We start from the raw sequence: 18377 nt of genomic DNA, 5'->3' as shown, positions 1-18377 counted from the left end.
GAAGGATGGTCGGTGAGACCAGACGGGAGGAGGTGATGGCCGTGACCGAGGCAGCAGGGGACCCGGCCGCCGCCGCGGGTCCGCACGAGCCGGGCTGGGAGGGATTCTCCTCGGCCACCCGCACCTGGTTCCTCGACGCCTTCCCCACCGGCCCCACCTCGGTGCAGGAGCGAGCTTGGGCCACGATCGGCCGGGGTGAGAACGCCCTGGTCATCGCCCCTACCGGCTCGGGCAAGACGCTCGCGTCCTTCCTGTCCGCCATCGACCGCCTGGGGCGGGAGCCGGCCGCGGAGGAACAGGGGGCCGAGGCGGCAGGAGGGGGTGCCCGGGCTGAGGCCGACGGCGTGAGGGTCCTCTACATCTCCCCGCTCAAGGCGCTGGGAGCGGACGTGGAGCGCAACCTGCGCCGGCCGCTGGCGGGAATCCGCGCCGTCGGCCCCACCCGCCCGATCTCGGTGGGGGTGCGCTCGGGGGACACGCCCGCGCGGGAGCGTCGTCGGCTGCGCAACCACCCGCCCAGCATCCTCATCACAACGCCGGAGTCGCTCTATCTCATGCTCACCAGCGCCGTGCGGGAGACGCTGCGGACGGTGGAGACGGTCATCGTCGACGAGATCCACTCCTTCGCTGGTTCCAAGCGCGGCACGCACCTGGCCGTGTCCCTGGAGCGCCTCGATGACCTCCTGGGGCGGCCGGCGCAGCGCATCGGCCTGTCCGCCACCGTCTCGCCGTCGGAGGAGGTCGCCCGCTTCCTCGGCGGGCCGCACCCGGTGACGATCATCTCCGACGACGGCCGGGCGACACCGGAGGTCACAGTGTCCGTGCCGGTGGAGAACATGGCCCGCATTCCGGCGATCTCGGACCGGCGCACCCGGATGGAGCGGGCCCTGGCAGCCCCCACGAGCGCGGGCGGCGGCCGCGGCTCCCGGCCCTCCGGGCTCGGGCGATCGGGGTCCTCGCAGGCCTGGCGCTCCGATAAGGCGCTGGTCCGGGCCATGGCAGCGGGGCGGGCTGACGGGCCCGGTGCGGGGGTGTCCGCCCGGGTGTCGGCCTCGATCTGGCCGCACCTTGAGAACGCGATCCTCGACCAGGTCCTGGCTCACCGCACGACGCTGGTCTTCGTCAACTCCCGGGGCGCCTGCGAGCGGCTCACCGCGCACCTCAACGAGGCCTATGCCGCGCGTCTCGGGGCGGTGGCGCCGGCGCCGCAGGCGCCGGTTCACCGGGAGTCCTGGGAGATGGGAACCGGTTCGCACACCGAGCCCCTGGCGGCGGGCGCCCCGGTGCTCGCCAAGGCACACCACGGGTCGGTCTCCAAGGAGCAGCGTCTGGGCGTGGAGCGGGAGCTGGCCGCGGGCGAGCTGAGGTGCGTGGTGGCCACGGCCTCCCTCGAGCTCGGCATCGACATCGGCTCGGTCGACCTCGTGCTCCAGGTGGCGCCGCCCCCGTCGGTCGCGGCGGGCCTGCAGCGGGTGGGACGCGCCGACCACCGGGTGGGCGGGAGGCCGCGCGGCGTCATCTACCCCGTGGAGCGCACTCACCTGGTGGACGCCGTCGTCGCCGCCGAGGGGATGCGTGCCGGGGCGATCGAGCGCACCGAGCTGGTTTCCAACGCACTGGACGTGCTGGCCCAGCAGACGGTCGCCGCGGTGAGTGTGGCGGAGGGGCTGACGGCCGAGGCCTGGTTCACCACCGTCAGGCGGGCGGCCCCCTACGCCTCGCTGCCGCGCCCGGCCTTCGACTCGGTCCTGGAGCTGCTGGCCGGCGGCTTCGCCTCGGCGGATCTGGCGGACTTCTCGCCGCGGATCGTGTGGGACCGCGCCACCGGTGAACTCAGTACCCGCCCCAGCACGCAGCGGCTGGCGGTGGCCTCCTCAGGAACGATCCCGGACCGGGGCATGTTCCCCGTCGTCCTGCCCGAGGGGGCGCAGGATGCCGGGCGGCGGCGGGTCGGGGAGCTCGACGAGGAGATGGTGCACGAGTCCAGCCCGGGCGACATCATCACGCTGGGGACGTCGAGCTGGCGGATCCGCCAGATCACGGGGGACCGTGTCGTCGTCGACCCGGCCGAGGGGCGCAGCGCCCGCCTGCCGTTCTGGAAGGGCGAGGGGCTGGGCAGGCCTGCGGCCACCGGGCTCGCCAAGGGCGTCTTCCTGCGTGAGGCGCAGAACTCCTTGCCGTCGGAGGCGGGAGCCGGGGAGTCGGAGGGCGAGCGGGCACTGCGGCAGCGGCTCACGGAGGCGGGGCTGGACGCTCATGCCCGCAGCAACCTGCTGGCGCTGCTGCGCGAGCAGTACCGAGCCACCGGCGCCCTGCCGACGGATGAGACCCTGGTCCTGGAGCGCTATGAGGACGAGTCCGGCAGCTGGCGGATCATCGTCCACAGCACGCTGGGTCGGTGCGTCCACGAGCCCTGGGCGATGGCGATCCGGGAGCGGGTGCACCAGCTGCTGGGGGTGCGCCCGCAGACCATCGTGGCCGACGACGGCATCGTCCTGCAGATCCCACCGGTTGAGGGCGGTCTCCCGGGGGCCGGGCTCATCACCTTCGACGCCGCGGAGATCTCCTCCCTGGTACGCAGCCGGATCGAGACGACGGCACTGTTCGCGGCCCGGTTCCGCGAGTGCGCCGCCCGAGCCCTCCTCATGCCCGCCGCCCGCCCGGGGCGCCGCACGCCGTTGTGGCTGCAGCGGGTCAAGGCCGGACAGCTACTCGAGGCCTCCCGCCAGTTCCGGGACTTCCCCGTCAGCGTGGAGGCGGCGCGCGAGTGCCTCCAGCAGTACTACGACCTGCCCGCGCTCACCGACCTCATGGAGCGCCTCATCTCCGGCCGGGTGCGCGTCGTCGAGGCCGTCACCAGTGAGCCGTCGCCCTTCGCCCACCCGCTGCTGTTCGGGTACGCGAGCACCCTGATCTACCAGGAGGATCTGCCCCACGCCGAGCGCCGGGCCCAGTTGCTCTCCCTGGACCCCAAGGCACTCGACGCCCTGCTGGGCGACGGTGGCGTCGCGGAGCTGCTCGACGACGAGGTCCTGGCTCAGGTGGAGGCCGAGCTCCAGCACCTGGCCCCCGGCAGGCGGGTGCGCGCCGACGCCGAGGGGATCGCCGATCTTCTGCGTGAGCTGGGCCCGTTGAGCGCGGCCGAGCTGGCTGCGCGGTGCACCGACGTCGGCGGGCAGGAGCCGGGGGAGGACGGGCAAGGCGACGGCGACGACGTCGAACGTGGGGACAAGCGCAAGGTCGAGCAGACGGTCGGGCGGGCGCTTGCCGAGCTGGCCGGGACTCGCCGAGCCGCCGCGGTGCGGGTCGGCGGGCGGAAGCTGTGGGCCCGGGTCGAGGACGTCCCGGATCTGCAGCGGGCCCTGGGAGCAGAGGTCCCCGACTGGGCGCTGGAGCAGGCCGGGGCCGGTGGCGCGGTCAAGCGGAGGGCGGCGGCCCGCTCGCCGCTGAACGACCTGCTTCTGCGCTACGCACGCACCCACACGACCGTGACACCGCAGCGCGTGGCGCAGGCCTTTGGGCTGGGGCCGGCGGTGGCGGAGGGAGCCCTGGCCGAGCTGGCCGGGGATGGTTCCCTCGTGGACCTGGGTGCGGCGGGATGGATGGAGCCGGCGGTCCTGACCCGGGTGCGCCACCGCTCCCTGGACCGGGCGCGGGCCGCCGTCGCACCAGTGCCACCCTCGGCTCTCCAGCGTCTCGTGCTGGAGCGGGCGGGCCTGGATGACCCGGGCGGCGGCGTCGATGCCCTGGCGGAGGCCCTGGCGGCGTTGGAGGGTGTGTGGCTGCCGGCCGGTCTGTGGGAGTCGGTGGTGCTGCCCGCGCGCGTGGCCGACTACCGGCCGGCCATGCTCGATGAACTCATCGCCACCGGGGAGGTCGTCTGGCAGGCGCGGCCCGTCGGCGACGCCGCGTCCCGGTCCGGTGCGGCCCGGGTAAGGAGCGGGGCCGAGGACGTCCCCGCGCCGGGCGAGATCGCCTTCTTCCCCACCGACTCCGCCCTGGCGCCGATCGCCGGGGAGGCGATCGCGCTGGGTGAGCCGGAGGCAGCGGCGGGCCGGGAGACGGGAGTCACTGAGGAGGAGCTCTGGAGGCTGGTTCGTGAGGGGGCCGCCACGGGCCGCTCCTTCGAACCGGTGCGCCGGGTGCTGGTGCCCGCGGCCGGGACGCGCACTGCCCCGCCCTCACGGCGGGTGCGCAGCCGCCGGGGCCGTCGCCTCATGATGGGGATGCCGCGCGCCGGGGAGGTGACGGTGGCCGGGCGGTTGTCCTCCGTGGTGGCCTCCACCTCCTGGGTGAGGCTGTCTTCCGCCTCGGCGGGCGATGAGGAGCGGGCGATCGCGGAGGTGGAGTCACTGCTGGACCGCTACGGGGTCGTCTCCCGCGACCTCGCCCTGACCTTCGGCGGCGCGGGAGGGCTCGGGCCGCTCATGCCGGTGCTGCGGCGCATGGAGGAGACCGGGGTGGTTCTGCGTGGCAGTTTCATTGAAGGCTTGGGGCCGGCGCAGTTCGCCGAGCGGGAGAGCGTCGAGCGGCTGCGGTCCCTCACCCCCGGCCCCGCCGGCGCGGCGGAGACACCGGTCGTGCTCGATCTCAAGGACCCGGCCTGTCTCGTCGGGCGCGGGGTGCCGTGGCCCGAGCCGGTGCTACCTGCTGGCCTCGGCGAGTCGGCCGGGGGCCACGGTGAGGAGACGAGCGGCCCGCCGGTCCGGCGCCAGGGGGCAAGCGTCGTCGTGCTGGGTGGCGCCCCGGTGCTCTACGCCTCAGAGAACCTCAAGGTCCTCATCTCCTACACGTCCGCGCACGAGGAGCTGGAACGCGCCCTGACCGCGCTGGCGGCCGACAGGCAGGCGACGTTCGCGCGCCAGGGGGCAGCGGCGGTCAGGCGCCGCACGGTGGTGGAGTCCCTCAACGGGGTCACCGCGCTGGCGCCGGCCGTGAGCGACCTCCTGCGTGAGGCCGGTTTCGTGCGCGACCCCAGGGGGATGCGGCTCGCCGGCGGCCCCTCCGGGGCCACCTGGCGATGAGTGGGCCGGCTCCTCACCGGTGACGGAAGCCGGCCCACGGTGCGCTCGACGCGCTCACAATGAGGACATGGCCGATCCGCACCCCATCACCAGAGCGTTCTTCGACTCCCCGGTCCCTCCCGGGACCGGATGGCCCGATGACCCCGCTACTGCCGCAACACCCGTAGCCCGCTCGGCCGCCGACGTGGCGCGCCTGGCCGGTGCATCGTCGGAACTGTCCGCGCTCGATGCCCGGATCACGGTGTGCCGTGCCTGCGACCGGCTCGTGGCCTGGCGTGAGGAGGTGGCCCGGACCGGCCGTCGCGCCTCCTTCGCCCACGAGCCGTACTGGGGGCGACCGGTGGCGAGTGTCGGGTCGGAGGATGCCCGCATCTACGTCGTCGGGCTGGCGCCCGCGGCCAATGGGGCGAACCGCACCGGCCGGATGTTCACCGGGGACCGCTCCGGGGACTGGTTGTGGGCGGCCTTCCACCGGGCGGGCCTGGCTGCGTCCCCCACCTCGACCGCGGCAGGTGACGGGCAGCGGCTCACCGGGGCGCGCATGGGCGCTGCCGTGCGCTGCGCCCCGCCGGCCAACAAGCCGACGACCGTCGAGCGGGCCACCTGCGCGCCGTGGCTCGCCCGCGAGATCGCCCTCATGCCTGAGATCAGGGTGCTGCTGGCGCTGGGTGGGATCGGATGGGGCGCGGTGCTGCGGGTCACCCGGGAGGCGGGGTGGACTCTCCCCCGCCCCCAGCCGCGCTTCGGCCACGGGGCGACGGCAAAACTGACGACGCCCGATGGCAGGGCGGTGACACTGCTCGGCAGCTACCACCCCAGCCAGCAGAACACCTTCACCGGTCGGCTCACCGAGGCGATGCTCGATGACGTGCTGGAGGCCGCCAAGCGCCTCGCTGAGACATGATGACGAACTGCGGCTGACGCGCAATCAGGAACGGTTGGGCAGGATGGCCTCGAGCTCGGCGAGGGTCCGCGGCGACCGCTCCGCGGGGGCGTCGGACTCGGCGTTCTCAGTGTCGTCGGTGGCCGCGTCGTCCCGGGGCATGTCGATCCCGAGGGCCAGGGACAGATCGGCGACGGCTGCGCGGGCCGAGGCGGCCCGCTCGCTGGGCGTGTCACTGGACTCGGCTCCGGCGGGGGCCGGTGAAGGCCGATCCGCTGTTGCCTCAAGAGACTCGGCGGCGCTCGCAGCATCGGGGGCTGAGGAGGCCGACGCCGCGGCGGTCGCCCGCTCGAGTTCTCCCAGGTCGAGCCCCACCAGGCGGCTGCTGCGTTCCTCGGAGGCTTCCTCGGGAGAGTCGGCCGTGCGACGGCGGCGCGTCGAGGTGGCCGCGCGGCGGGAACGCTTCGCGGCGGGCTTCTGCTCGGACGCGGCGGACTTCTTGGTGGTCTTCGTCCCGGGCTCCTCCGTCTGCTCCTCGGCCGCGGGCACGGCGGCATCCGTGCCGGCGGCGCCGTCCTCGGCTTGAGCCTCCTGGGCGTCGGAGTCAGTGGTGGTCTTCGCAGCGTCGGCCGAGGCGTCGGCATCCTGAGCAGGCGACTCCGCACCGGCTCCCTGACCGGCCGTGTCGGCCGAGTCCTCGGCGCGGGCACCACCCGGCTCGGCGTCGACGTCGTCGCCCCGCTCGGCGGCGAGCTCGGCGATACTGCGGCCCTCACGCAGGTCGAGCCCATTGGTGCTCAGCGGCACCATGAGGTGGTCGTCGACCCGCGAGGGGTTGATGGGCCACTCCGGACCCTGGTCGGGCAGATCGGTCTCGGAGTGGGCGCCGCAGCCGTGGTCCAGGGAGACGACGCTGCCGTCGTCGGCGGCCCACTCGTTGGCGCACACGCCGAAGATGGCGCGCAGGGCCCCGGCCATCGGCACGAAGAAGCCGCAGGTGGAGCAGGTGGCGTGGGCCTTGCGGACACCCTCGGCGTCGGGGCCGTGGTCGCCGCCGTACCAGCGCTCGGCGGCACTGGCGACGCCCTGGGCGCTCAGGACTCGGGGACGGCCCAGGTCGAGCTCGTCCAGGGCGACGGCGTCGGCGTCCTCACCAGTGGCCTCCCACCCGGGCTCGAGGCGCTCGTCGGTCTCCTTGCGGGGCAGGCGGTCGGAGCGGGTGATGTCACCGGGTTCGAGGCGCTCGGCCCACGGGACCCAGGCGGGTGCGAGGAGGGCCTCCTCTCCGGGGAGGAGCTCCACCTCGCAAACGGTGGCGGTACGGCTGCGCGGGACGCGACTGAGGGTGACCGCCCAGCGCCAGCCACGGTAGCCGCTCAGGGTGCAGTCGAACAGGTGGGTGACGAGGCGCTCGGCGTCGGGCGCGGCGGCCACGTACTCGCCGACGGTGATGGGGTCGGTGACCTCCTCCAGCGCGTGGCGGGCCAGCTCGATGGCCGCCGGGGAGGTGAGGGTCTTGTCCTTGGCGGCCAGGGCCTGCTCGGCCGGGGTCGGCAGGGCGCCGGCGCGCGGCACGGCGGCAGGCCTCGGAGAGGGCGAGGCCGCACTCGGTGCCAGGGCCGGGCGCTCCAGGGTCGCCGTGGAGGTACGCACCCCGGTGGCGGCGCCCGCCGGTGAACCCGAGTCGGTCCCGGTTGCGGGCTCGCCTGAGGCGTCGGTGTGAGGGTCGATCGTGTCGGTCACTCGGCCAGTGTAGGGGAGGCTCCTGGAACTGCCCCGGCCCGCGCGGGTTGGCCTGGGCACACCACCCCGCCCGCCCACACTTCGACCGAATCTTCATAATCGACACGGATACGCGTCGATTGTGAAGATTTTGTCGGTGAGTGAGAGAACCGTCAGTTCGCCTCGACCGAGACGATGCGGTGGACGGCCACGGTCAGCTCGGTCTCGCGCACGACGTCGCGCAGGCGCACCCGCCCAGGCTCGACGGCCATGACCCGCACCTGCCGCTCCTGCACGGCGCCGTCGGGGCCGGCCAGGCTCAGCCGCAGCCGCGAGCGCGAGGACTGGGCCTGGCGCAGCACCGCCAGGGCGTGCACCGGGTCGGTGGCCACAGCCGTCTCCCCGGCGGCCTGCAGCGCCTCCTGCCCCACGCGCAGCCGCCCCACGAGGGTCGTCAGCTCACGTCTCCCGGGCCGACGCCGTCGCACCGAGTGCTCGCTGCCGGGGCGCGTCGGCTCAGGGGCCCGGCGGGCCTGCTGCGCGGTGACCGGCCCGACCACCAGGTGGCCGCTGGCGTCCTCGGTCACCGGCGCCAGCCCGGTGGCACGCAGCTCGCGCAGCACCTGCCCAGCGCTGGCCGTGGCCACGAGGATCCCCGGAGCCACCTGGTCCAGGCCGAGGTCCCGCAGGCGCGGCTCGGCCAGGAGCCCGGCGGCCGTGGCCTCGTCGCCGATCCGCAGCAGCGCAGACACGGCCCGCACGCGCACCGCCCCGTGGTGGCGGGCGGCGTCCTGGATGAGCACGCTCAGCGAGTCCGGCAGGGGCGTGGGACTGTAACGGCCGATCTCCTGGGTGATCTCCTCGGCCCGGTAGCCGACGTCGAGCGCGCCGCGCACCGACTCGGGCGTGAAGCGCACCGTGAGCGCTCCGCCGCGCGACTCGACGACGCTCGTACGTTCCAGCAGCGCGGCCAGCTCGGGGGCAGGGCGGCCCGGCACGATGGCGGTGAGATCGGACTGGACGAGGATCATCTCGACGGCGGCCGGCAGGTCCGCGGCCAGCGCCGCCTCCAGGGCGGGGAGGGCCTGGTCGTCCGACAGCGGCTCGGCGTATGCCTCGCCGCCCGCCTCCTCGGCGCGGCCTGCGTCTCCGGGGTCGGTGGGGCCACCGGGCCTGCCGCTGAGTCCGGGGTCCCGCTCGTCGAGGCTCGCCGCAGCACGTCGGGCGAGGATCCCGCCGGCCTCGGTCAGCGCCCCGCCGCCGGTGATCCCGAGGGTCTCGGCCTCGGCCAGGACCGCGGAGATGGCCCCACCGGGAATGAGGCGCCGGGGGCTCTGCCAGGTCAGGGCCGCCCGCACGAAGGCGGGGGTCGCGCTGGCGCCTGGCGGGAGGTCACCCAGGAGGGCGAGCACCCGGGCGCGCAGTCGCGCCGCCCACCCGGCCTCCAAGTCTGGGCTGAGGACGGCGCGCAAGGTGCCGTCGTCATCGCGGGTGCCCGTCAGCCAGGGGGTGCGGGCGCTGCCCGACCAGGCCAGGGCGAGCGGCGCCCAGCGCTGCGGGAGGCTGTCGGTGAGCCATCCGGCGGCCTGGGAGGAGGGCACCCAGGCGGTGCCGTCGTCGTCGAGCCCCAGGAGCCCGGCGGCCGCGGCCATCTCGATGATGCGGGCGGCGACATCGGCCTCCAGGTCGAGCGCGTCGGCGGTGCGGGCCAGGGCGCGCGCGCTCACTCCGCCGGTGCGGCGGATCGTGCCGCCCTCGCGGCCCCACTCCTCCAGGAGGGCGGCCACGAGCCGGACGGCCTCCTCGGCGTGGAAGGAGGCCTCGGAGGCGACGACGTCGGCGCCCACCGTCTCCAGGTCGCCGGCCTCGGGGGCAGTCAGGGGCTCGCGAGTCAGGCGGCCGCCGCGCAGGGCGAGGGCGACCTGGCGCGGCAGGATGAAGCGGGTGCGCCCGTGGGCATCGCTGCTGCGCTCCAGCCAGCCGCGTTCGATGAGCGGAGCCGCGCCCGGTGCGGTGCCGCCGGCGCGCAGGGTGCCGGCGGGCGGACCCCAGGCGAGGGCATGCAGCATCTCCACGGAGGCCGCCGGGACGACCGGCTTGCCGCCGGCTCCACTGGCCGAGTGCTCGCTCAGCTCCTCCAGGGTGGGTGGCAGCTGCTCGATGCTCAGGGGCTCGGCGGCCCAGGGCCCCAGGCCGAAGGGGTGCGGTCCGAAGGCGGTCTCGAGTGCGGCCACGGGCCTGCCCTCGATGACGAGCGCCAACCGGCGCAGGTGCCCCAGCGCCTCGATGACCTGCTCGGCGGGCAGCGGCAGGTGGGCGGCGACCAACCCGGCCAGGTCAGTGTGGTCCGGGTTGGCCGGATTGCCGGCGGGATGGCCGACAGTCTCGTCATCGGCCGGCTCACCACCGGCAGGTTCTCCACCGGCCCCGCCATCCTGCCCGTTCTCGGCCACCTCGGCGAGTCCATCCCCGGCTGCCTCGATGCCCTCGGTGACTTTGCTCGGCCCGGCCCCGCCCGCCCGGCGCGACTCATCGGGCCGGCTGAGAGCCACCACTGCCTCGGCCACGGCCAGCGTCGGCGCATCCAGCCCGGCCAGGGCGTGCTCGATGCTGCCCGGGGCCCCCGCGCGGGTCGCCAGCGCCAGGAAGGAGGAGGACGGCGGCGCGGCCAGGTCCGGGCGCGCCACCAGCAAGGCGGCGACCTCGCGGTCCGGCAGCGCCGTCAGGTGCACGGCGAGGTCCTGGGTGGAGGCGGAAGGGCTCATCCGCACCAAAATACGCCCCCACCCCAGTCACGGACAGAGTGGGGCGGGGTGAAGAGCCGGGCCTATAAGCGGAGATCGGTGCCAACGAGCAGTGCCGGCTACTCGTCCTCCGTCCCCTCGGAGGACTCCGAGTCCTCACTCGTCTTGAAGGCGGTTCCAAGGGCCAAGCCCATCGCCCACCCCACCGGCAGCCACAAGAACCAGGGACCGGGTGCCGCCACCCCCATCGCGACTCCCAGCATGGTGCCGTAGACCATGGGCCAGAACCACGGCGTCGCCGGCCCCTGAGCCGGCTTGAATGCCTCCTCGATGGCCTCCGACCAGCCAGCCCTGCGACCGCGCTGACCGGCGCAGGAGTCCTCGTGGTCGCCTCCAGTCTGATTGAGTTCATGTTTCATACCACCACCCTAAACAGACCACCTGATTGGATACCTCATCCTATGGAAGGAGACTCGGCCGGGCCTCGGGGAGGGCATCGATGTCCACATCGGATACAAAGGGACCGCACCACCCCTGAGGCCAGCAACACGAACCGCAGAATCATGCGGTTTTCTTTCGCAGGCTGAAGTCCGTCTCGCGCCTTTGTCACCGATTTGGACACGACCCCGCAGATGTCCCCCTTCCTGGTCCCTTGTCGCGCCTCCCGACCCGCGTCCGGGGCTCGGGCCCGCACCCCACGGCTCGCACGCCACCGCGGCAGCTCAGGATCCGGGCCATCCGGCACGCGCGGATGAGCTGAATGTTGACGTGACGTCACTGTCGGTAGCACTGTCAGCCACGCGCACCCGGGCACGATGCCTGCAGGACCGCCCCTCCCGCTGGAAGAGGAACGTCTCCTCCGTCACGGCGGCGCGCTGCCCCGGCTTGGGATACTCCCGCCCATGTCCGCTACGCCCAGCGATCCTGCGTCCCCGGCGCCGTCGGCCCCCGACGGCCCGCTCATCGTCCAGTCTGACAAGTCCGTCCTCCTGGAGGTCGCCCACCCCCAGGCCGGGCAGGCCCGCCGCGCCATCGCCGCCTTCGCCGAGCTGGAGCGCGCCCCCGAGCACATCCACACCTACCGGATCACGCCGCTGGCCCTGTGGAACGCGCGCGCCGCGGGCCTGGACGCGGAGACGGTCGTCCACACCCTCATCACCTACTCGCGTTTCCCGGTGCCGCACGCCCTGCTCACCGAGATCGCCGAGACGATGAGCCGCTACGGCCGCCTCCAGCTCCTCACCGACCCCGCCCACGGCCTGGTCCTGCACGCCACCGACGTGCCGGTCCTGGAGGAGGTCATGCGCTCCAAGCGCACCAAGGGCCTGCTGGGGACCCGGCTCGGGGAGGCCGACGTCGTCGTCCACCCCTCCGAGCGCGGTCACCTCAAGCAGGTGCTCATCAAGCTGGGCTGGCCGGCCGAGGACCTGGCCGGCTACGTCGACGGCGAGGCCCACCCCATCACCCTGACCGACTCCCCCGACACCTTCCAGCTGCGCCCCTACCAGTGCGAGGCGGTGGAGAGCTTCTGGGCGGGAGGCTCGGGTGTGGTCGTCCTACCGTGCGGGGCCGGCAAGACCCTCGTGGGCGCGGCCTCCATGGCCAAGAGCTCGACGACGACGCTCATCCTGGTCACCAACGCGGTCTCGGCGCGTCAGTGGAAGGAGGAGCTCATCCGCTTCACCACCCTGACCGAGGAGGAGATCGGCGAGTACTCCGGCTCGCGCAAGGAGGTCCGCCCCGTCACGATCGCCACTTACCAGGTGCTCACCACTCGCCGCAAGGGCGTCTACCCGCACCTGGACCTGCTGGACTCCCATGACTGGGGGCTCATCGTCTATGACGAGGTCCATCTCCTGCCAGCCCCGATCTTCCGCATGACCGCGGACCTGCAGGCGCGCCGCCGCCTGGGCCTGACGGCGACCCTCGTGCGCGAGGACGGCCGCGAGGACGAGGTCTTCAGCCTCATCGGCCCCAAGCGCTACGACGCCCCTTGGAAGGATCTGGAGAACCAGGGTTGGATCGCCCCGGCGATCTGCACCGAGGTGCGCCTGACCCTCGACGCCGGTGAGCGCATGGCCTATGCGACCGCCGAGCCCGAGGAGCGCTACCGCCTGGCCGCCTGCTCACCGCGCAAGCTGCCGATCATCGAGGCCCTCCTGGCCCGCCACGAGGGCGAGTCGGCCCTGGTCATCGGCCAGTACGTGGACCAGCTCACCGAGATCGCCGAGCACCTGGACGCCCCCGTCATCACCGGGGCGACGACGGTGCGCGAGCGCCAGCGCCTCTACGACGCCTTCCGCTGCGGAGAGATCCGCACGCTCGTGGTCTCCAAGGTCGCGAACTTCTCCATCGACCTGCCCGGGGCGAGCGTCGCGATCCAGGTCTCGGGCTCCTTCGGCTCACGCCAGGAGGAGGCCCAGCGGCTCGGACGAATCGTGCGCCCCAAGGAGGACGGCCGCCAGGCCCACTTCTACACGGTCGTCGCCCGCGACACCGCCGATCAGGAGTACGCCGCCCACCGGCAGCGCTTCCTGGCCGAGCAGGGCTACACCTACGCCATCATCGACGCCGAGGACCTCACCGAGAACAGCTGAGGCCGGCCCGACGGCGCACGAGACGCAGCCGGACGAACCCGCCCAGCCGGACAGGCCGGGCCAGTGAGATCCGGCAGCCCGGTCAGCGCGCCAGACGGCGGGCGCGCACGTTGCGCACGAGGACGCGGGCCAGGCTGCGGCCGAAGGCCTGGATGACGGGATCGACCCTCTCGGCCTCCTCACGGGTGGCGGCCCCGGCGCTGGCGGCCGCCTCGGGCAGGTCGGCGGCCGTGGCCCCGTGGGTTCCGGCGGCGCCCGGCGCGGCGCTCCGGCCGGCGGCCACCTCCAGGGCATCGCGGGCAGCCTTGAGCGAGGCCGCGTCCATGGTCCCGGCCAGGTCGTTGAGGGCGTCGCGGGTGCGCCAGTAGGCCACGCGCGCCGGGTCGGACTCGGGGTGGTGCTGGAAGGCCAGGAGTCGCCCGGCCCGCCAGGTGTGGACCGGGGAGCGGTCGGAGGAGGCCAGCAGGGTGGCGGCCTCGGGCAGGTGGGTGACGGCGTCGTGGTGGGAGACGATGACGGGCAGGCGGGTGCCGTCGGAGGTGGAGATTCCGGCGCGGTGGGCGGCGCGGATGGCCTCGGCGGCGACGGCCCCGAAGACGGGGTCGCTCTCGCCGGCGGCCGTGATGGTCAGCTCGACGACGCCGACCTCGTCGTTGCCCAGCGCCGGCACGGCCGTGGAGCCCCCGAGGGCCTCGGCGGCCACCTGGGCGCCCAAGCAGATGGCGATGGCGGGGACGTCGTCGGCGACGACGCCGCGCAGCAGCTCACGCAGGTCTGCCAGCCAGGGGTGCTCGCCCTCATCGTGGGCGCTCATGGAGCCGCCCAGCACGACGAGGCCGTCGCCGATCTCGTCCAGGGAAGGGATGGGCTCGCCCCGCCAGGGGCGCACCATGCGCAGGGAGGCGCCCTCGGCGAAGAGCCACTCCCCCAGACGCCCCACGGGCGCGAGCTCCTCCGGCTCGATGACGGTGATCGTGAGCGTGTCAGTCATGGACGACATTCTGCCGCCGGTTCGGTTGCCTGCGCTCGGTGACAGGCGCAGGCGTGCCGCCTGAGGCGAAACGACTTGCTCACACCCTGACCCGGCGGGGACGATGGCCCGGATGAAGAACCAGCAGCCCCCACTCCCTCGTCCTTGGCACCAGATGGCCCTTTCCGGCGTCGCGACGGCGGCCGCCCTGGGGCTGCTGGGGCTCTCTGCCGGCGCCGCAGCCGCTCCGACGACGCCCGGCTCCGCATCCCTGGCCCTGGCCTCCTCCGCGCAGACCTCGGCCGCCTCGGCGGGCGTGCCCCGGGCCCTCCCGGCGGCGTCGACCACCCTGACCGAGCACGTCACCGATGAGCTCGGGATCCTGGATGCCTCCAAGGCCCAGCAGGCCGTGGACACCATGTCCTCCAAGCACGGCGTGGGCCTGTGGGTGCTGACCGTCTCCGACTCCAGTCAGAAGGCCTCCGCCATCGCCGCGCAGGCCTTCAAGGACACGAAGCTGGGACGCGACGACATGCTCCTGGTCATCAACATCCCCTCCGACGGCTCGGCCTCGAAGAGCTACAAGCTACAGGCGCACGACAACTCCTCGAAGTTCTCCGAGTCCGACTACAAGCGGATCGACTCGGCCATCAAGAAGCAGCTCAGCGCAGGCAACTACGACGACGCCGTGGCCGCCATCCCGGAGAACATGTCCGGCTCATCGGGCTCGGGCAGCTCGGGTGACTCAGGCTCCTCGGCGCTTCCGCTCCTGCTGGGCGGGGGCGCGGTCGCGGCCGGCGGGGCCGCCGCCTGGACGGTGTACAAGCGCAGGAAGAACAAGGAGAACGACGACATGCTGTTCGGCAAGCGCAGGAATCAGGGCGGCGCCCCCGGCAACCAGCCCGCAGGCCCCGCGGCGATGACGGTGGAGCAGCTGCGCACCCAGGCCGGCAGCGCCCTGGTCCAGGCCGATGACACGGTGCGCGCCGCCGCCGAGGAGCTGTCCTACGCGCAGGCGCAGTTCGGCCTGTCCGCCACGGACGCCTTCACCGCCGCCCTGGACAGCGCCCGCAAGCACCTGTCGCGGTGCTTCGAGCTGCGCAAGATCCTCGACGACGACATCCCCGAGACCGAGCCGCAGCAGCGCCAGATGTACACCGAGATCCTCCAGCACTGCTCGGAGGCGGTCGGTGAGATCCGCGCTCAGGAGGAGGCCTTCAACAAGCGGCGCGGCATCGAGGCGAACCTGCCGACGTCGATCGCCGAGACCGCCCAGCGCGCCGATGAGACCGAGCAGGCCATCGTCATGGCCGAGACGATTCTGGTGACGCTCAGCGCCGCCTACCCGGCCTCCTCCCTGACCAGTGTGGCCCAGGCCCCCGAACAGGCCCGCCGCCTGCTGGCCGCCGGGCGCACCGCCCTGGACCAGGCCCGCGCCAGCGTCGAGGCCTCCCAGGAGGCGACGGCGGTCGAGCAGGTCCGCATCGCCCAGGGCTCCATCGCCCAGGCCGGTCAACTGGCCGCGCAGGTCACCGGGGCCCGCGAGCGCCTTCAGAGCGCGGCGAAGGACCTGGAGGCGGCCATCGCCTCGATCTCCTCGGACCTGGTGGACGCCAAGCGCCTGGAGGGCGCGGTGCCGGCGGCGACCCTGGCCCCGCTCGTGGCCGACGCCGAGGCCGCCGTCGCCGAGGGCCGTCAGGCCAGTGGCGCCAACCCGAGCGGCGACCCCCTGGCCGCCCTGGACCACCTGGCCCGGGCCGAGGCCGCCATCGACGCCGCCCTGGCCCCGGCCCGCGAGCGCGAGGAGAACGACTCGCGCGCCCGGGCCTCCCTGGGCTCGCGCCTGGCCCGCCTCAACTCCCAGGTGGAGTCCGTGACCTCCTACATCACCACCTATCGCGGGGCGGTGGGCCCCTCGGCGCGCACCGCACTCAGTGAGGCCGCCCGTCACGCCACGGCCGCCACCACCGTCCAGACCACTGACCCGGTGGCCGCCCTGGCGGAGGTCGCGGCGGCCGAGCCGCTCGTGGCCCAGGCCCAGGCCCTGGCCGAGGCCGACGTGCGCGGATCGTCGAGCTCGTGGAGCCCGAACTCCGGTGAGCGCTACTCCTACTCCCGCGATTACGGCCGCTCAGGCGGCGGGCTCGACCTGGGCTCGCTCCTGCTGGGCGGGCTGCTGCTGGGCGGCGGCCACAACTACGGCGGCTGGAGCTCCCACCACCACGACAGCGACTGGGGCGGAGGCGGCGGCTTCTTCTCCGGCGGTGGGGACTTCTCGGGTGGAGGCGGCGGCTTCTTCGACGGCGGCGGCGACTTCTGAGCCGCATCCTGCCGGCGTCCGGCCCCGGTCGCACTCCAGTCATGCCCTGAGCGATGCGACCCCCGCCCGCATGACGCCGAGTGCCGGGACCTGCGATCATGACGCCTGATCCGCCTGGCCCACCGGCCACCACCTGGCGACCACCCGGCGAGCGCCGGGTCCATACCTGCCCATACCTGCCCACACCGACGTCGCAGCTCGACGGAAGGACGAACAACCATGGCTGAGAAGCAGTCGATCCTGGGGCGCATCGCCCAGCTCACCCGCGCCAACATCAACGCGCTCCTGGACCGCGCCGAGGACCCGGAGAAGATGCTCAACCAGCTGGTGCGGGACTACACGGCGTCCATCGCCGAGGCCCGTGACGCCGTCGCCCAGACGATCGGCAACCTGCGTCTGGCCGAGAAGGACCACGACGCCGACGTCGCCGAGGCCAAGGACTGGGGCAACAAGGCCCTGGCCGCCTCCCGCAAGGCCGACCAGCTGCGCTCCGGCGGTGACACGGCCGGCGCGGACAAGTGGGACTCGCTGGCCAAGATCGCGCTGACCAAGCAGATCACGGCGGAGAACGAGGCCAAGGCCGCCGAGCCGATGATCGCCTCCCAGCGTCAGGTCGTCGAGCAGCTCAAGACCGGCCTGCAGCAGATGGAGGTCAAGCTCGGCGAGCTGCGCTCCAAGCGCGACCAGCTCATCGCTCGTCAAAAGACCGCCGAGGCCCAGGTCAAGGTGCAGGGCGCCATCCGCTCCATCAACGTCCTGGACCCCACCAGCGAGCTGTCCCGCTACGAGGACCAGGTGCGTCGGGTCGAGGCCCAGGCCTCCGGGCAGATGGAGCTGGCCGGTTCCTCCCTGGAGTCCCAGTTCGCCGAGCTCGAGGCCTCCGGCACCAGCCTGGAGGCCGAGGCCCGTCTGGCGGCCCTGAAGTCCGGGCAGAACCCGGCCCTTCCGGGTGCCCAGCAGCAGGCCCCCGCCCAGATCACCGACGGTGACGACGACGCGATCAACGCCGCCTTCGCGGCCCTGAAGAACCAGGGTCAGCCGGCCGGCGAGGAGACCTCCTCCTACTGATTTGATCTGAGCTGAGCTGACCTCGCCGCGCCACCCAGGCGCCTCAGCCCCGCAAGCCGCCCGGTGCTCATCATCCCAATGAGTGCCGGGCGGCTTCGTGCACCTCGACGTCGACCAATCCGGGCCGGGGACATCTCACGCGCCCGGGGACACTCCACTCCGGCCGGGGACATCTCACGCCTGCGGGGACAGGAATTCCGCACCCGACGGCGTCGAACGCCCCCACCGGGCGAGCTTTGTCCCCGACCGCGCAGACCGCACCCGACGGCGTCGAACGCCCCCACCGGGAGAGTTTTGTCCCCGACCACGCAGACCGCACCCATCGGTGTCACGGGCATCAGGAGACCGGTATCGGTGCGGTGTCATCGAGCGTCGTCGGAGGCTACTGGACGCCATGACCGGTAGCATGAGCCCCATGAGCGTACCGACTTATCTTCTCGTCGATGGCGAGAACATTGACGCCACTCTCGGCATGAGCGTGCTGGGGCGGCGTCCCGAACCTGAGGAGCGGCCCCGTTGGGACCGGGTCCTCGCATACTGCGATGAACTGTCCTCCGCCGACGCCGCCGAGGGTGAGGGGGACGAGGCCCGCGCCCTGTTCTTCCTCAACGCCACCAGCGGCCATATGCCCATGAGCTTCATCCAGGCCCTGCTGGCCATGGACTACCGCCCCGTGCCGCTGGCCGGGTCCGGAAGCAATGACGAAAAGGTCGTCGACATCGGTATTCAGCGCACCCTGGAGGCGCTGGCCGAGCGGGTCGAGTCCGGTCAGGACGCCCACGTCCTGCTGGGCAGCCACGACGGCGACTACATCCCCCACATCGAGCGGCTCCTGCAGGCCGGCGCCACGGTGGGGATCCTGTGCTTCCGCGAGTTCCTCAACGCCCAGCTGGCCGCCCTGGAGGGCGACGGCCTGACGATCTACGACCTGGAGAGTGACGTCAAGGCCTTCACCATCCCGCTGCCGCGCGTGTGCATCATCCCGCTGGAGGACTTCGACCCTCTCGCCTTCCTCTGACCCGACGGCGGGGCGGCGACAGGTGTCGCCG

Annotated in this window: 10 protein-coding genes; 6 read left to right on the top strand and 4 right to left on the bottom strand. The window is 73.3% G+C overall.

What is annotated here, in order from left to right; all coding sequences use genetic code 11:
• Positions 1-35 precede the first annotated feature (35 nt).
• A complete protein-coding gene (locus HMPREF3165_RS10110) occupies positions 36-5024 on the top strand; it encodes a DEAD/DEAH box helicase (protein WP_256275268.1) in 4989 nt (1662 codons plus the stop codon).
• A gap of 67 nt (positions 5025-5091) precedes the next feature.
• Positions 5092-5928 (top strand): uracil-DNA glycosylase, encoded by an 837-nt coding sequence (locus HMPREF3165_RS10105; RefSeq protein WP_070513106.1) that lies wholly within the window; start codon positions 5092-5094, stop codon positions 5926-5928.
• Between the two features lie 24 nt (positions 5929-5952).
• On the opposite strand, the gene HMPREF3165_RS10100 is transcribed toward HMPREF3165_RS10105, so the two are convergent.
• The 3 genes from HMPREF3165_RS10100 to HMPREF3165_RS10090 form a co-directional block, all read right to left on the bottom strand.
• Positions 5953-7650, bottom strand: coding sequence for a DUF3027 domain-containing protein (locus HMPREF3165_RS10100; protein WP_070513102.1), 1698 nt, complete (start codon positions 7648-7650; stop codon positions 5953-5955).
• 152 nt (positions 7651-7802) lie between these two features.
• Entirely contained in the window at positions 7803-10394 is a 2592-nt protein-coding gene (locus HMPREF3165_RS10095; protein ID WP_256275267.1) for a helicase-associated domain-containing protein, read from the bottom strand.
• 98 nt (positions 10395-10492) lie between these two features.
• On the bottom strand, positions 10493-10792 hold the full coding sequence (locus HMPREF3165_RS10090; RefSeq protein WP_070513100.1) for a hypothetical protein: 300 nt from the start codon (positions 10790-10792) through the stop codon (positions 10493-10495).
• Positions 10793-11275: 483 nt separating this feature from the next.
• Between HMPREF3165_RS10090 and HMPREF3165_RS10085 the strand changes: the two genes are divergently transcribed.
• Positions 11276-12970 (top strand): DNA repair helicase XPB, encoded by a 1695-nt coding sequence (locus HMPREF3165_RS10085; RefSeq protein ID WP_070513097.1) that lies wholly within the window; start codon positions 11276-11278, stop codon positions 12968-12970.
• 82 nt (positions 12971-13052) lie between these two features.
• On the opposite strand, the gene HMPREF3165_RS10080 is transcribed toward HMPREF3165_RS10085, so the two are convergent.
• On the bottom strand, positions 13053-13961 hold the full coding sequence (locus HMPREF3165_RS10080; RefSeq protein WP_070513094.1) for a type 1 glutamine amidotransferase: 909 nt from the start codon (positions 13959-13961) through the stop codon (positions 13053-13055).
• 112 nt (positions 13962-14073) lie between these two features.
• Here HMPREF3165_RS10080 and HMPREF3165_RS10075 point away from each other — a divergent pair, with 112 nt between their 5' ends.
• The 3 genes from HMPREF3165_RS10075 (at position 14074) to HMPREF3165_RS10065 (ending at position 18346) form a co-directional block, all read left to right on the top strand.
• Complete coding sequence (locus HMPREF3165_RS10075) at positions 14074-16260, top strand: TPM domain-containing protein (RefSeq protein ID WP_070513091.1); 2187 nt, start codon at positions 14074-14076, stop codon at positions 16258-16260.
• A gap of 219 nt (positions 16261-16479) precedes the next feature.
• Positions 16480-17328 (top strand): PspA/IM30 family protein, encoded by an 849-nt coding sequence (locus tag HMPREF3165_RS10070; RefSeq protein WP_083303285.1) that lies wholly within the window; start codon positions 16480-16482, stop codon positions 17326-17328.
• A 415-nt stretch (positions 17329-17743) separates the two neighbouring features.
• The gene (locus HMPREF3165_RS10065; protein ID WP_070513088.1) at positions 17744-18346 is read left to right on the top strand and encodes an NYN domain-containing protein; all 603 of its coding nucleotides are present in this window, start codon (positions 17744-17746) and stop codon (positions 18344-18346) included.
• The last annotated feature ends 31 nt before the right edge of the window (positions 18347-18377 follow it).

This window comes from Actinomyces sp. HMSC08A09, from assembly GCF_001807465.1.
Lineage (GTDB): Bacteria > Actinomycetota > Actinomycetes > Actinomycetales > Actinomycetaceae > Actinomyces > Actinomyces oris.
This window is presented reverse-complemented; position numbering and strand designations above follow the sequence as displayed.